Here is a 15,086-nt window from a genome sequence, read left to right on the forward strand (position 1 = left end):
CATCATCTATTGTTCAATGCAGAGAAAGGGGTTAGTTATGAAAAAGAGAGGACCGCTATTTTTATTGTTTATCTCTGTGGTTTTACTGCTCAGCGGTTGCAGTTCAAACTTACTTGTACTTGATCCGAAAGGCCCCGTAGCTAGGACCCAGTCGAACACCATTATCTTCTCGATGATCGTTATGGCTGTGATCTTACTTGTTGTCTACATCTTATATGTTTTTGTGTTGACCAAGTATCGGGCTACGAAAGCTAACGAAGGTTATGAACCACCGCATGAGGAGGGTAACAAATGGTTGGAGTTAACTTGGACGCTGATTCCGGTGATCATTGTTATTGTTCTTTCCGTCGTAACCGTACGTACAACGAATGCTGTTGAGAAAGTTCCAGCAGGCTACGATAATGAAAAACCACTCGTCATTTATGCTGCATCCTCCAACTGGAAGTGGCACTTCAGTTATCCTGAAGAAGGGATCGAGACCGTCAACTACGTCAATATTCCGACACACCGCCCTGTTGAATTCCGCTTGTATGCCTACGGGCCAATTGCAAGTTTCTGGGTTCCACAGTTAGGCGGACAAAAGTATGCAATGAGTGACATGGTCAATACCTTGAACTTAGTCGCTGAAAGCCCAGGTTCATTCATGGGTAAGAACTCGAACTTCTCAGGTAAAGGCTTCGCACACATGGAGTTTGAAGTGTTAGGTATGAGTCCGACAGATTATACCAAATGGGTTGACGATGTGAAAAAGACAGCACCTAAATTGACCGAAACGGAATTCGATAAATTGCTTAATACGGAATTAGTTGGCCGTAAATCTTATTCATCCACACATCTGAGCTTCCGCCCAGCACCTGAAGGTGAGAACGCTGGTCATCATCATGGTAAGGCGAATTCCACAGATAACATGGATAACATGAATATGGATGATATGGACATGAGCAATATGGACCATTCACAACATGAATAAAATCACCTGGAAAGGAGTCATAGCTGTATGAATTTAGATAAATTTTTGGTTAAAGGCGAACCTATGATTTACGCTGCTATGGTCAGTATTGTCGTAGCTTCACTTGCGATTCTCATCGGTTTGACCTACTTCAAAAAATGGGGCTATATGTGGCGAGAATGGTTAACCACCGTTGATCATAAGAAAATCGGCGTCATGTACATCATTGCTGCACTCCTCATGCTCTTCCGCGGGGGCGTTGATGCATTGCTCATGCGTGCTCAACTTGCCATGCCAGAGAATGGGTTACTTGATGCACAGCATTACAATGAAATATTCACGACCCACGGGGTTATCATGATCCTGTTCATGGCGATGCCGTTTATTATCGGTCTCATGAACATCGTTATACCACTGCAAATTGGTGCGCGTGACGTTGCGTTCCCTCGCTTGAATGCCGTAAGTTTCTGGCTCTTCATGGCAGGGGCGATGTTATTCAACATTTCATTTGTTGTCGGGGGATCTCCTGATGCAGGTTGGACAGCTTACTTCCCGCTCGCAAGCTTAGAATATAGCCCGACTGTCGGGAATAACTACTATTCCATCGCATTACAAATTGCCGGGATCGGTACGTTGTTAACAGGTGTTAACTTCATCGTTACCATTCTAAAAATGCGTGCGCCTGGCATGAAATTAATGCGTATGCCTATGTTTACTTGGTCGGTATTAATTACTTGCGTCATCATCTTGTTCGCTTTCCCTGTCTTGACGGTTGCACTTGCATTAATGATGTTTGACCGGATGTTCGGAGGGCAATTCTTCACGATGGCCAATGGCGGTATGGATATGCTCTGGGCCAACTTGTTCTGGGTTTGGGGACATCCTGAGGTTTATATCGTTATTCTGCCTGCTTTCGGTATTTATAGTGAAATTATTTCTACCTTCTCGAAGAAGAACCTTTATGGTTATAAATCAATGGTTGTCAGTATGGTTGCTATCTCGTTACTCTCCTTCCTTGTATGGGCGCATCACTTCTATACAATGGGTCACGGAGCTATGGTTAACGGATTCTTCTCGATTACAACCATGGCGATTGCCATCCCAACCGGGGTTAAGATATTCAACTGGCTCTTCACCTTACGAAAAGGGCGAATATCATTTACAACACCAATGCTCTACTCACTCGCCTTTATTCCGATCTTTACGATCGGCGGTGTAACAGGGGTAATGCTAGCGATGGCATCTGCCGATTATCAGTATCATAATACAATGTTCCTGGTAGCCCATTTCCACTATGTATTAATTCCAGGTACCGTATTCGCTGTAATTGCTGGGTTCCACTATTGGTTCCCTAAAATGTTCGGATTCCGTCTGAATGAGAAACTTGGTAAACTTGCATTCTGGTTTATTGCCATCTGCTTCAACATTACGTTCTTCCCATTGTTCTTCTTGGGACTTAACGGGATGACACGTCGGATGTACACGTACTCCGAAGGCAGCGGCTTTGGGCCGTTAAATATGCTAGCAACAATCGGTTCTGTTGGTCTTGCGATTGGTTTTGTTATTCTGGTGTACAACGTGTACTGGAGTTTCCGTTACGCGCCGCGTGACACAACAGGCGATCCTTGGGATGCACGTACGCTCGAATGGAGTACACACAGTCCTGTTCCAGAGTACAACTTTGCAATTACACCGAATGTTAAGGGTATGGATGCTTTCTGGGCTGCGAAGAAAGAAAATCAACCTTTGTATGAAGGTAAAATTGAACCTATTCATATGCCGAACAATAGCGGTCAACCATTTATTCTAGGCGTTATTTTCTTCTTCCTTGGTTTCTTCCTTGTCTTTAGTATGTGGGTACCGGCCATTGTTACAGGCGTCGGCGTTGTCATCATGTTGGCATGGCGCTCCTTTGAACGTGATCACGGTCGCCACATCTCTGTTGAGGAAATCATCGAGACAGAACGCAAGTTAGGAGGGGATACCGTATGAAAATAAACTCTAATGTACCACTTGAGTATAGTACGGAAGAGAACAGTAATAAGATCCTCGGGTTCTGGCTATTCCTTGGCGCCGAGATTGCATTGTTCTCCACGCTGTTCGCAACGTATTTCACGCTATGGAACCGTACTGGCAATGGGCCGACGGGCCATGAGCTTTTCGAACTCAATGGCGTGTTGATGGAAACTTTCCTACTGTTAACCAGTAGTTTCACCTGTGGCCTCGCGATTCATGCGATGCGCCACGGGTTCAAAAAAGCAACGATGGTATTCTTCGCCATCACATTAGTTCTTGGTCTTGGCTTCTTAGGCGTTGAGATTACAGAGTTCGTCACTTATGTACATGATGGTGCTACCGTCTCCACAAGTGCGTTCCTATCCAGTCTATTTGTCTTATTAGGCACGCATGGTCTCCACGTATCGATGGGTATCCTGTGGGGAGCAGCGATCATGATTCAAATCAAACGACAAGGCTTTACAGCAGAAACAACGAACAAATCATTCATCTTCTCGCTTTACTGGCATTTCCTTGATGTGGTTTGGATCTTTATCTTTAGCTTTGTCTACTTGAAAGGAATGATGTGATATGAAACAATTATTCCCGATTAAGCACGTGATGGGATACCTTTTCTCACTCGTTCTTTCAGTAGTCGCACTAGCTGTTATTTTCTTTGATCTATCGTTCTCTGCAGCCATGGTGATCTTGCTTGTCTGTGCAATCTTGCAAGCATCCTTGCAATTGTTCCTCTTCATGCACGTGAGCGAGGCAGCAGATACGAAGAAAACCCTCTATCTCAACATTGCTTATGCCGTGTTTGTTGGACTCGTTACCATCTTTGGTACGTTGTTCACGATGATTTGGGGCTATCAATAATAGTAGAAACCGTCAGGGGAAACCCTGGCGGTTTTTTTGTTGTGACGCGTTTATTGGTGGATAGCATTGAATAAGGTTGATTGCGGGTAGTATCTCTTTCCGATCGCTTCTTGTCCGCCATTTTCTTTGATTAGATAGAAGGTTGAAAATGGCTACCAAAGAGCGAACGCAGGCTTCTCCAAGAGACACTACTCCTCCATCGAAATATTCACTGCTATCATCGTAACAACCTCTTAACAGCTCAAAACCGCCAACGCTCCCACCTGAGGTTTCAGGTGGGGGAGTATGTAACGACAAAGCCAGTCAGTGAGATCCTGACTGGCTTTGTTTTATTGAATAGTCGATTGTAGGAGTTTATGGAGTCGCTTGTGCTCCGTATCGTTCACGAGATAATAATAAATATGGTTGACTCCGGGTAGTATCTCTTTTCGATCGCTTCTTGTCCGCCATTGCTTTTGATTAGACTAGGAGGTTACCAATGGCTTCCAAAGAGCGAACGCAGGCTTCTCCAAGAGACACTACTCCTCCATCGAAATATTCCCTGCTATCATCATAACAACCTCTTAACAGCTCAAAACCGCCAACGCTCCCACCTGAGGTTTCAGGTGGGGAGTATGTAATGACAAAGCCAGTTATACATATTTAGTATTATTTCCTTTTCCTTAATTGCTTTTCTCGCTTCTATTTTCTTCTTATTTATCTTCTTTTGGCATTGGCAATGGTACTTTCCAATCCAGGTCATAGCTCTTTTTTGCCAATTCTGAAGTAAGACTGAGCTTTTGAGGGAGTTCTTTCATTTCATAACTTTGCAATTTTATTCGGATATGGTTTCTGCCTTGTTCATCCTTTCCTATCATTTTAAAATCTCCACCTGTTACATTGTATATTTTGCCCTTTTCATCCTTTATAGTCCAACCAAAACGATTAATAATTTTATCTGTGTCATCATCCATTAAAATCGTATCTGCTAGATTAATATATGATATATCCTTTAAATAAGCCTCTAGTAAAATAGTAGCGTGCTTCTCATTCTTTGGAGATGCTTCATTTAATGGTTCGTCAAAGGTTACTGACATGATCTCAATCGTTTTGCCATCCTTATCTACTCTTACAGGTTTTTCGGCAAGCTGTTTTGGCTCAAATGATACGTCTAGCTCATACGGTTCTGTTTTTTCTAAAGAATCCAATACTAGTATATATTGATGATCAGGAGACAGTGGAGCAAATCCATAACTCCGATTAGAATGACCGTATTCTCCTACGGCCTTGCGTGGAGTATCAAGCGCCCTAGTTAAATCTTTTACTTTCTCTCCTTTTTCATTTTCAACATGAAAATTCAGTTTATAATCATCATAGCGAACATAAGGATCAACTGAATCTACTTTTCCTTTCACTTGTTTGCTTTCCTGTACTAATCTTTTCTTTGCCTCTTCCGTCCATTTCGTTTCATAATCCACACGAGCAGCAGTCGGTGAATGCATAATGCTGTTTAGATTGATTTGCAGTCCCTGTGGTGTGGTATACGTCTTATCGATTGGTAGCACCTTTGAAGCCTTAATTGTTTTTTCTAAATCAAAAGGAATCTCTAAGGCCCAATTTCCTTTAACAGAGTCGATCTGATTCCCCTCGAACTGTAATAAAAGCTTCTGTTCTTCTGTTTCCCCGGGTTTTTTTAGAGTGAGATATCCGTAATTTTCTTGGATTTCTACCCCATACGTTTTAGTTTCTTTAATTACATTCCCTTTCAAATCTGTTACCTCTACGTTACTTATGTGAAGCTTATCCGGATGAATAAAGTTATTTTGCTGATCCTTGATCGAATAAACGGCCACAATTCTCATCGGATCAGCCAATATCTCCTCTATTTCAAGAGTATAGCCCCGATCAGTAACAGAGGCATTTACCTTCTGTGAAAAACCCTCCTGTGCTGCATATTGCAGTTCTTTATCAGAACCATCAAATAATGATTTAACATAGGCCGCAAAGGTAGGACTCACCGATATCGTTAAAAGCAAAGCGCAGCTAATTGAGACAGGAAGTACCAAAGTGCCTAGTAAACGCGACCTTTTTCTTTTATAGGCTACCACTTGGTCAGGCATCACAAAATTAGGCTGATCCAATTCTCCAGCTACCTTTTTTAGAGTTTGTGTAATCTGTTTGTCAAGATTAGTCATGCATGTTCACTCCCATCTCGGTAAATACCTGTGTTTCTTTCTTAACTTGTATTTTTTCAGCAATTAACTTTCTGGCCTTATGTAGCCTTGATTTTACCGTTCCCTCAAATACACCAAGGATTTTTGCAATTTCAGCTATACTAAACTCCTCATAATAGTAAAGAATAACTGCAGAGCGATGTTTCGGCGGCATCATCTGAATCGCTCGCCAAATCTGTTGCTCTTTCTCCTTTTGAAGAATACTCTCCAATGGGTTTTGCCCAGGGTCAATAGAGTCCATATATTCTTCCGTTTTTTTCTTTCTACGCACCATATTAAGTGCACGATGTGTCACAATTTTTATAAACCAAGCTCGAAACGATGTCCCTTTTCGTTTATCATATCGATAAAGTGATTGATACGCTTCCCATAGTGCTTCTTGAACGGCATCCTGAGCTAGATGGTAATCATGGACGATCAAAAAAGCGACTCGAAATGCACTAGTTAAGTGAGGTTGAACAAGTGTTTCAAAATCAACTGGACCTCCTTCCTTGGGTATTGGAAAATGATGATTTTCTTTCACTTAAAAGACCTCCTCGTTTTTCCTTTCACTTCTTATTCACCAGTTCTCGTATTTTGGTTCATAAAAAGAGGAAAAAACTTTTCCCTCACTTGGGTGAACTGCTACTTGCGAGGTTATCAATAAATTTTCCCATTTAATCAAATATACTTTGCGAGTGGTGTCAGCTTTGCTGGTACTACCCCGATTAAGAAAAAGAAGATGACGGGTCAAATTGAATAAACCCATAGTTTGAATTTCTTTTCAGGCTTTTTTGGCGTTAGTTCATTACGACAAGCTATTAGAGAAATCACCCATCTTTTCATAATAACCGTTCAGCTGAAGAAGTTTTCAGCCTACATTATCCAGCTTAATGGAGTCCAGTCTAACATTTGATCTCGTTTAACACCTAGGCTGAAAACTGAAGTTGGTACTCAAGTGGTGTCAGTATTTTTATTTATATCCGTAACCCATTTTTGGTTTGGTTTTGCTGTCGTGAATTCATGATCCAGCAAGTAACCTTTATATACGATTTATTTGGTTGCTCTCTTTTCCCCACAAAAACACCCCCTAAAGTAACATCGGTTTCCCATATGGGCTTTTCCAATGTCTACTTTAAGGGGTGCACTTAAGTATTCTGACTGGCTTTGTTTTATTGAAGAGTCGATTGTAGAAGATTATGGAGTCGCTTGCGCTCCGTATCATTCACGAGATAATAATAAATATGGTTGATCCGCGTTCCGCTGCCCTCTACCTCCGTCGAATCAATTTGTTGCAATGCAGGCAAATAGTTTTTATACATAAACTTCATTTCTTCAAAGGTGATATTCGTCTTTATATTACTCCCTAAAGCTTTGAGCATCCCAGGGATCCGATCGATATTGCCCCAGTTCATCGCGGTATCCATCAACTGCTCTAACACTTGGCGTTGTCGGTCATTACGTCCCAAATCGCCGCGTGGGTCTTCGTACCTCATCCTTGCATATAACAGAGCTAACTCCCCATCAAGCTTGATTGTCCCTTGATCGAAGTGTGTTCCCTCTTGATTAAAGGCAAATGGATTATTTACCTCAACGCCTCCAACCAAGTCGATCAGCTTCACAAAGCCCTCCATATTCATTTTGACCACATAATCGATCGGCATATCCAAAAACTTCTCCACACTTGCTAATGACATTTCAATGCCGCCGAACGCATACGCATGATTGATTTTATCCACGGTATGATGACCTACAATCTCTGTTCTTGTATCCCGAGGAATATTGAACATCAGCATGGATGGCTTATTCGGATTCACCGCAATGACGATCATCGTGTCTGATCTTCCGCGATCATGCTCCCGTTCATCGATGCCCATCACCAACACGCTAAAGGGACGAAATTTCTCCTCCTGGGCGGTTTTCGACTGATCATTTTGCTCCGTGCTGCCTTTAACTGAAGGGGGTTCGGTTACGGTTTTTTTTTGCATTAGGGACACCGGTTTATCCGCTTTAATAGGCACATACATCTGATCGACGGTTTCTTTCACAGAACTATATACGTAATAGAAAACACCGCCTGCACCGCACAACAACACCATAATCGTGATCGAGACAATCCACATCCATCGCTTCATTGCAAATACGCGCCTCCACATTGCTGCACGATTTCACCCCACGTAATCAAGAGTTGAATTTCATCCTCCTCGGTGTTACCCATCCCTGCCTGAATCTCCACCCATTCCACTTCCGTGATCCCGCGAATACTATGCCGATTCCCTGGCGGAATTTGTAAGACATCTCCTGCACGGACACGTCTTCGTTTCTCATTATGTATATATTCGCCTTCACCGAAAGTAATCACCCAAACCTTACTTCGTCTCCGGTTGCATTGATATTCAATATTACATCTTGGCTTCAAAAAATACTTCCCCGTAATGACAAGATGCCCACTGTCTTCTTGCTTCATATCCAGCACGCGGTATCGCCCCCATGCCCGCACTTCCTCATGCATCGGGTTCACCCGCGCTTCTAATCCCTTAACCATCCCAGAAACACACCTTCCTAATCTTACTCCATCGGTTTTAAAGCACTGCTCCTGTCGATATCGCAGATACAATAAGCTGTGCCAACACGAATATGAATCCTGTGATCTTCAGCAGCATCGGATCTATCATATCCTCGACCCATGTTCCAGATTGCCAGATATAACTATATATCCAATCGAAGTGCAGCATCGACGTGATCCTCCTCTATAGGGTCTATGTTGATGTATACTTAATTTATGATACAATTTGTAACTTGTCAATCCGAATTTACTTTAAACGATACAAATTGTTTCTTTTATATGAATCTAGCATAGATCATTAAATCCAACAAAAAAAGCACCCTAAGGTGCTTCTGCGTTATTATGATCTTGCAGTATCTCCTGTTCATTATGAAGCGTGAATAATGCGAAAATAAGCAGAACGGCAGCGATCCATACGGCCATCGTCCCCCAATACTGCGTTAAGAGCGCACCAATGACTGCTCCCATTAAAAACGATACGATGATCTCACTAAATTGCCGAAATTGGGTTGCTGCTTTCCGATCATGCGTAACGTAAGTCACATAAGCCGCTTGTATAGCCGTCCGAAGATTACCAGTAGTCATCGTTGTGTTGTAAGGCCAATTCCCTAGTTTACGAAATGTCGAAACCTGAACCGAGGCCACGAAAGCGATCGTTACCGTCACCACCATATTGGGTACACTCGCAGGTAGAATACCTACAAGAACAAGCACGATACTTTCCAACAATAGAATAGCTCGTGCCGGATCACGAAAAACGCGCTGCATCGACGGATGCTTGAATGATTCCGATACGATGACACCAATCATAAAAGCTAGGATCGGCGGGACATGCAGCAAAGCTTGTTGCCATGCACCTTGCGCGATCTGTACCCCAAGCAATACGATATTGCCTGTCTGTGCATTCGCAAATACGCCATCCCGACTAATAAACGTATACGCGTCTAGAAATCCGCCAACAAACGCTAATAAGATCCCTAATTTCACAGATTCCGAGGTGACATTTAACCATTTGGATTGAATTCTGCGCAAGTTCCTCTTACACCTCTTTAAGTATCCGGAGGATTTCTTGCTCCCGTTCGGTGCTTAGCCCCGCCTTCAACGATGCTTCATTCCGGTCTTGGTCCCATTGCCACAAATCCCGTAACGTATCCTCCAAAGGTCTACAGGATAATCCAGCTGCAAATGCCTTCTTGCAATTTACCGAGCCGCCGCCACGCCAAGGTTCTCCGCCTTCTTCTAACGGATATTTCTCCGGAAGCCACAAAGGCAGATCCGTCCAAGGTGCCACCTTTTGATCCAATAAGAAACGCTCGGATGTCCATACCCATGCCGCATCGGACTTCGTGACTCGCTGGCACGTCTCTAACAATTGCTCAAATGTCAGTGGATATTCAGGTCCCGTCGCATTATAGATCCCTGTTACTTGATACTCCATTGCATGAAGAATCCAGCGGGCAACATCCCGGGCATCGATGAACTGTACCTTTTGATGTGGATTCTCGGGAGTTAGCACAGAACCGCCTTGATGAACTCTACGAACCCAATACGTTAAGCGATCCGTATAATCATAGGGGCCTACCAAAAGCCCTGCACGAATAGAAAGCACCTGACCTGGCAAATGTCGTTCTGCTTCAACTTCACACATCCGTTTAAAAGGACCATAATAAGGCCCTGGCAGGGATACGGTGGAATCATTCATGACCTCTTGCAGCTTCTCCGCTGATAAGGTAGGCGTATCGTAGCTCTCGTCAATCCCTTCAGGTACCCAGTCTTGATACACGGAGATACTTGAGATGAACGTGTAATGCTTCGTTTTGCCTTGAAGCAGCTTGGTTAACTTCGTTACTTGTTCCGGAAGAAAGGCACAGGTATCAACAACTGCATCCCAAGTTCTTCCCTGCAATATCTCCAAATCGCTATTTCGATCACCAATCAGCATTTCAACGGATGTTTCTGCAAAAATTTCGTTATAATTCCCACGATTCAGCAAAGTCACTTGGTGTCCTCTGCTTAAAGCCTCTTGTACAACAAACCTCCCCAGAAACTTCGTACCTCCAATGACAAGGATGTTCATGCGGTTCGCCTCCCCTTCGATATGATTCTGCATCTCTTTCACCAGATTACCTTGATTCACGATAAAAATCAAAAAGCTGACCCCTCGCTGTGAATACGAGGAATCAGCCTTCTTCGCTTTATTTTGCCGTCAACAACTGACTTGCGATCTTATGCTCCATGAATTGAATAAATTGAACGGCAAGTTCAGGATCAAATTGACTTCCCGAGCATAGACGAATTTCTCCAAGCGCTTCATGGAATGATTTCGTTGCTTGATAAGGTCGTTCCGTCGTCATCGCGTCGAACGAGTCAATAATACATAACAACCGGGCGAGTCGCGGAATTTCTTCCCCTTGCAGGCCATATGGGTATCCTTTTCCATCGTAACGTTCATGATGCAATTCTACCAGAGGGATCAACTCTTTATATTTACCGGAAGCAAGGACAATTTCTTTCCCCCAAAGCACATGCTTCTTAACCATTTCCCATTCATCGGGCGTTAGCCGCGTTTTCTTGTTCAGTACATCGCGCGGAATCTCTAGTTTACCGATATCATGAATCAATGCGCCCAAGATCAAAGTCCGCCGGTCTTCTTCTTTCAATTGCAGAACTTCAGCCATTTCCACCGCATAGGAGTATACGCGCTTCGAGTGCTTATAGGTATAAACATCCTTGGATAGAAATATCTTAACTTGCTGCTCTATTTCATGAATATCATGCTCGAATCGTTGGGGGAGATAACTCTGCTCTCCATAGATAGACACCGTATTCTTCCCCTTCGACTTCGCAATATATAGCGCACGGTCGGCATGGTCCACAAGTTGGGATTTATCGTAATTATCCTTCGTGATCTCGAGTATCCCGGCTGAGAAGGAGATACAACCGTGCGGGAAGACGTCTACGCCATCGAACAACGAATTATTAACCTTTTTTCGCAATTCATTGATGAACTCATTTGCCTTTTCCTTGGTAACACCAGGCATAATAATCGAAAATTCTTCCCCACCATAGCGAGCAGGGAGAAATTTAGCGGCTTCACACTCTTTTTTGATGATGTCTCCAAAGAAACTAAGTAAGCGATCCCCTTGTGGATGTCCGTATGCGTCATTGTATTTTTTAAAATCATCCAAGTCTAACATGGCTAATGAGAATACTTGATCTCGATCGCGATAGAGCTTAATATAATCATCCAGCTTCTCTTCAAAATAACTGTGACTGTACAATCCCGTCCTTTGATCGATATTTGCCTTATCGCTTATTTGATTATAAATAACAAAGAGCTTTTTAAATGCAACGGATAAAAACATTGCAATACTTAAAAAGAGCATTAACCCAAAAATCCCGCTATTATCCGTCAAAATAAGAACGACAAGCGACAACAGCATCGTGCTAAGATAAGCAAATAGACTATTTCGAGAATAGATTAATAGCGTTTCTTTAACACTGCCTCCTTCATATATGACCGTAAGTACACTGATTAACAAAATATTAATTATTGAATAGACGATGATTGCGCCCAGGTAAGGATAAAGGTTATTAAATTGAAATGAACCTGTCATCCCCCCTGTCCATTTATAAGTGACATCTGCTCCTACAATCATAAAAGTATATAGGGCAGCGTTTACTCCATGCTTAATTATAGATGTTGTTTTGATTGTAATTCCTCTAATGATCATAAATAGGAAACTAATCATCATAATGATTAAGGTGAAACTTCCCCCATACATAAAGACAGCAGCTAGATAGACGGAGGAATCCATTGACTCACTATTACCCTCCGGGGGAATCTTAAACATATAGACGTCTAAGAGAACCACCGCGACAACCATGGAATAAATGATAATCCAATCCGATATGAATATAGGTCTGTAATGATATAAACTATAGATAACACCAAGTACGAGTCCGGTAAGTGTAAAGAAAAGCTCAAATATATGTTTATATTGACGCAGCTGAAGGATAGTCTTATCTAGCAATTCTGTTCACTACTTTCATATGATCTTCATAAAATAAGAAAGAAACAGGGTAACCCTGTTTCTTTCTTATTTATTTTATGGAGTAATTTTAATTCCTGATGTAAGCGCAATAACGACAGAAGCAACAATGACAGTATTGAGAAGAATGCGAGAAACAGTAGCTTTTTTCAAGGTAACATCCTCCTTTCACTTAGTATAAGTGATATTATGTAAATTTTATTATGCATCAACGGAAGAAGTTCGGAGTTTTTCTACGAGCATGATTTTTTGTAGATATATAAAAATTCCTATATTCATAACAATATCTCCAATACTAATGACTTGAGTCCGAGGATAAGGAGAAGATATAGGAATAATATCACCTAGAAACGAAAGATGTGTTGAATCGTCTAACATAATATGCTTTGTGACCGTCACACCGTCTTTCAGCATCTGGGTATAAATAGGGTCAAGTACCTTAGCAGCCTCTAGGGACACCGGCATTCTTCCACCATTTAGTACCATCACAAGAAAATTCAGACCCACTCCTATGAAAATATACCAGAAGCCTGGTTCGTTACGATTCAACCACAAAACATAAAGGCCTACAATGTATACAACCATAAAGAAATATCCGCTTATTTGATTAAAAAACTGCACTTGATCCTGAAAATAAAACATAAAAAACTGAAGAAGCAGCAATAAAGGGAAAATAATTCCACCTTTAATCCGAATATTCGAAAGGGCGACTAGACCGTTCTTGAAACCTGCACGGATCAGTCCTACGATGATTCCTATCACAATTCCATCGATAACCATATACTAACTTCTCCTTTAGACAGGATATTATATTTTAAAATAATATTTTACAAAAATATGTAAAATAAAAAGGATAAATAGACAAATTTCTCCATAAATATATGGCGATTATATGTTATCTTTGGTATAAAGTCAATCATTGGTTTTGTTCTGTAAAGGTTCTATTCAAGCCATACACACCTGAATGAATGAATAAATGAATGAATAAAAAAAAGGCTGTTCATTGGGTTGAACAACCTCTTACGATAATATACTTGGCTTAAGTCAATTTCACTAAGCTATAATTCTTCTTGCCTTTACGAATAATGATAAACCGGCCATCAAAAGAGTCCTCTACGGTGACATTCATCTCAATGTCATTAACACGTTCGCCATTCATTGAGATCGCACCTTTGGTAATATCCTCGCGGGCTTGGCGTTTGGAAGGCTCAATCCCAAGATCTACAAGCCAATCCACGATGTTTTTGGTTTCTTTCGTCGCCTGGAAGGTAGGCATCTCTTTGAAACCTTGCTCGATTTCGTCGGCTGTTAATGATTTGATATCCCCGCTGAATAACGCTGCTGTGATCTTTTTCGCTTGCTCAAGCAATGCCTCGCCATGAACGAATTTCGTCATTTCTTCGGCCAACGCTTTTTGCGCTTCACGTTTGTGAGGTTCGGTCTGCACCTTTTCAGCCAATCCATCAATCGCTTCTTTATCTAAGAAGGTAAAGAACTTCAAGTATTTGACGACATCACGGTCATCGGTATTCGCCCAGAATTGGTAGAATTCGAATGGCGTTGTCTTGTTCGGATCAAGCCAGATCGCGCCGCCTGCTGTTTTTCCGAACTTGGTTCCGTCAGCTTTCAGCATCAACGGAATCGTGAGTCCGAATGCTTTGGCCTCTGATCCTTCTTTCTTCCGGATTAAGTCTAGACCACTTGTAATGTTCCCCCATTGGTCTGAACCCCCGATTTGCAATTGAACGTCCTCTTCTTTGAACAAATGAAGGTAATCCAGGGATTGAAGAATCTGGTAAGAGAACTCCGTGAAAGAGATTCCGCTATCCAATCGGCTAGCCACGACATCCTTCGCTAACATCGCGTTAATGCTGAAGTTCTTTCCGTAGTCACGTAAGAATTCGATCACGTTGATTTTATGTGACCAATCATAATTGTTCACCATACGAAGTTGATTGCTGCCGTCGGTATCAAAAAGCTTTTTCATTTGTGCCGTTAACGCATCCACGTTCGCTTGCACTTGCTCCATCGTCTGTAAAGAACGTTCTGTCTGACGTCCGCTCGGATCACCGATGGTTCCCGTTGCTCCGCCAATCAAAATCACGGGACTGTGCCCTGCCAACTGGAACCGTTTCAACATCATAAACGGAATCAAATGGCCGATATGCATGCTATCGCCTGTTGGGTCGACGCCGCAATATAAGGAGATTTGTTTCTCATTCACAAGTTCGCGCAATCCTTCTGCGTCTGTCTGCTGGTTAATCGCGTCGCGCCATTCAAGTTCATCAATAATATTCATGATCTTTTTAGCCCCTTTTAATTAATTTATCTTCTACTTCGGATATACGCTGCTCTAGAAAAACAAAAAATCGTCCCTTGTCTATTCTAGACACAGGGACGATTGAATAACCGTGTTACCACCCAAATTGCATTCATAGCGCGATCGTCGCCAC

Annotated in this window: 14 protein-coding genes and 1 other annotated feature (1 of these 15 only partly in view); of the genes, 4 read left to right on the forward strand and 10 right to left on the reverse strand. The window is 42.2% G+C overall.

The window, feature by feature from the left end; all coding sequences use genetic code 11:
* Window positions 1–37: 37 nt before the first annotated feature.
* Genes qoxA through qoxD form a run of 4 tightly spaced genes read left to right on the forward strand, consistent with a single transcriptional unit; the run spans window position 38 to window position 3,823 of the window.
* The gene (gene qoxA, locus BVG16_RS25200) at window positions 38–970 is read left to right on the forward strand and encodes a cytochrome aa3 quinol oxidase subunit II (RefSeq protein WP_078501966.1); all 933 of its coding nucleotides are present in this window, start codon (window positions 38–40) and stop codon (window positions 968–970) included.
* Between the two features lie 27 nt (window positions 971–997).
* Window positions 998–2,941 carry a cytochrome aa3 quinol oxidase subunit I gene (qoxB, locus tag BVG16_RS25205; protein WP_078501967.1) on the forward strand — a complete coding sequence of 648 codons (1,944 nt, stop codon included), beginning with the start codon at window positions 998–1,000 and terminating at the stop codon, window positions 2,939–2,941.
* The gene (gene qoxC, locus BVG16_RS25210; protein WP_078501968.1) at window positions 2,938–3,534 is read left to right on the forward strand and encodes a cytochrome aa3 quinol oxidase subunit III; all 597 of its coding nucleotides are present in this window, start codon (window positions 2,938–2,940) and stop codon (window positions 3,532–3,534) included. Before qoxB ends, qoxC begins: the two co-directional genes overlap by 4 nt.
* 1 nt (window position 3,535) lies before the next feature.
* Window positions 3,536–3,823, forward strand: coding sequence for a cytochrome aa3 quinol oxidase subunit IV (gene qoxD / locus BVG16_RS25215; protein WP_078501969.1), 288 nt, complete (start codon window positions 3,536–3,538; stop codon window positions 3,821–3,823).
* Between the two features lie 692 nt (window positions 3,824–4,515).
* Here qoxD and BVG16_RS25220 read toward each other — a convergent pair.
* The 10 genes from BVG16_RS25220 to tyrS form a co-directional block, all read right to left on the reverse strand.
* The gene (locus tag BVG16_RS25220) at window positions 4,516–5,997 is read right to left on the reverse strand and encodes a DUF4179 domain-containing protein (RefSeq protein ID WP_078501970.1); all 1,482 of its coding nucleotides are present in this window, start codon (window positions 5,995–5,997) and stop codon (window positions 4,516–4,518) included.
* On the reverse strand, window positions 5,990–6,559 hold the full coding sequence (locus BVG16_RS25225) for an RNA polymerase sigma factor (RefSeq protein ID WP_078501971.1): 570 nt from the start codon (window positions 6,557–6,559) through the stop codon (window positions 5,990–5,992). The genes BVG16_RS25220 and BVG16_RS25225 overlap by 8 nt, the downstream gene beginning before the upstream one ends.
* Window positions 6,560–7,187: 628 nt before the next feature.
* Entirely contained in the window at window positions 7,188–8,150 is a 963-nt protein-coding gene (locus BVG16_RS25230) for an LCP family glycopolymer transferase (protein ID WP_078501972.1), read from the reverse strand.
* Window positions 8,147–8,560: a cupin domain-containing protein gene (locus tag BVG16_RS25235; RefSeq protein WP_078501973.1), complete on the reverse strand. Its 414-nt coding sequence runs from the start codon at window positions 8,558–8,560 to the stop codon at window positions 8,147–8,149. The genes BVG16_RS25230 and BVG16_RS25235 overlap by 4 nt, the downstream gene beginning before the upstream one ends.
* A gap of 37 nt (window positions 8,561–8,597) precedes the next feature.
* Window positions 8,598–8,750, reverse strand: coding sequence for a hypothetical protein (locus BVG16_RS32935; protein WP_158081786.1), 153 nt, complete (start codon window positions 8,748–8,750; stop codon window positions 8,598–8,600).
* A 152-nt stretch (window positions 8,751–8,902) separates the two neighbouring features.
* Entirely contained in the window at window positions 8,903–9,613 is a 711-nt protein-coding gene (locus tag BVG16_RS25240) for a YoaK family protein (protein WP_078501974.1), read from the reverse strand.
* 7 nt (window positions 9,614–9,620) lie between these two features.
* Complete coding sequence (locus tag BVG16_RS25245) at window positions 9,621–10,730, reverse strand: SDR family oxidoreductase (RefSeq protein WP_332888811.1); 1,110 nt, start codon at window positions 10,728–10,730, stop codon at window positions 9,621–9,623.
* A gap of 46 nt (window positions 10,731–10,776) precedes the next feature.
* Entirely contained in the window at window positions 10,777–12,615 is a 1,839-nt protein-coding gene (locus tag BVG16_RS25250; RefSeq protein WP_233147166.1) for a bifunctional diguanylate cyclase/phosphohydrolase, read from the reverse strand.
* 219 nt (window positions 12,616–12,834) lie between these two features.
* On the reverse strand, window positions 12,835–13,413 hold the full coding sequence (locus BVG16_RS25255) for a DUF5317 domain-containing protein (protein WP_078501975.1): 579 nt from the start codon (window positions 13,411–13,413) through the stop codon (window positions 12,835–12,837).
* Window positions 13,414–13,672: 259 nt separating this feature from the next.
* Complete coding sequence (gene tyrS / locus BVG16_RS25260; RefSeq protein ID WP_078501976.1) at window positions 13,673–14,932, reverse strand: tyrosine--tRNA ligase; 1,260 nt, start codon at window positions 14,930–14,932, stop codon at window positions 13,673–13,675.
* 91 nt (window positions 14,933–15,023) lie between these two features.
* Window positions 15,024–15,086 (reverse strand) — a binding site (T-box leader) (it continues 159 nt past the right edge of the window).

Source organism: Paenibacillus selenitireducens (assembly GCF_002021565.1).
GTDB lineage: Bacteria > Bacillota > Bacilli > Paenibacillales > Paenibacillaceae > Paenibacillus_K > Paenibacillus_K selenitireducens.

Bases quoted from the DNA above. Each gene is read 5' to 3' on its own strand.
- qoxA (WP_078501966.1), top strand. From the start codon at position 38: ATGAAAAAGAGAGGACCGCTATTTTTATTGTTTATCTCTGTGGTTTTA.
- qoxB (WP_078501967.1), top strand. From the start codon at position 998: ATGAATTTAGATAAATTTTTGGTTAAAGGCGAACCTATGATTTACGCT.
- qoxC (WP_078501968.1), top strand. From the start codon at position 2,938: ATGAAAATAAACTCTAATGTACCACTTGAGTATAGTACGGAAGAGAAC.
- qoxD (WP_078501969.1), top strand. From the start codon at position 3,536: ATGAAACAATTATTCCCGATTAAGCACGTGATGGGATACCTTTTCTCA.
- BVG16_RS25220 (WP_078501970.1), bottom strand. From the start codon at position 5,997: ATGACTAATCTTGACAAACAGATTACACAAACTCTAAAAAAGGTAGCT.
- BVG16_RS25230 (WP_078501972.1), bottom strand. From the start codon at position 8,150: ATGAAGCGATGGATGTGGATTGTCTCGATCACGATTATGGTGTTGTTG.
- BVG16_RS25235 (WP_078501973.1), bottom strand. From the start codon at position 8,560: ATGGTTAAGGGATTAGAAGCGCGGGTGAACCCGATGCATGAGGAAGTG.
- BVG16_RS32935 (WP_158081786.1), bottom strand. From the start codon at position 8,750: ATGCTGCACTTCGATTGGATATATAGTTATATCTGGCAATCTGGAACA.
- BVG16_RS25255 (WP_078501975.1), bottom strand. From the start codon at position 13,413: ATGGTTATCGATGGAATTGTGATAGGAATCATCGTAGGACTGATCCGT.
- tyrS (WP_078501976.1), bottom strand. From the start codon at position 14,932: ATGAATATTATTGATGAACTTGAATGGCGCGACGCGATTAACCAGCAG.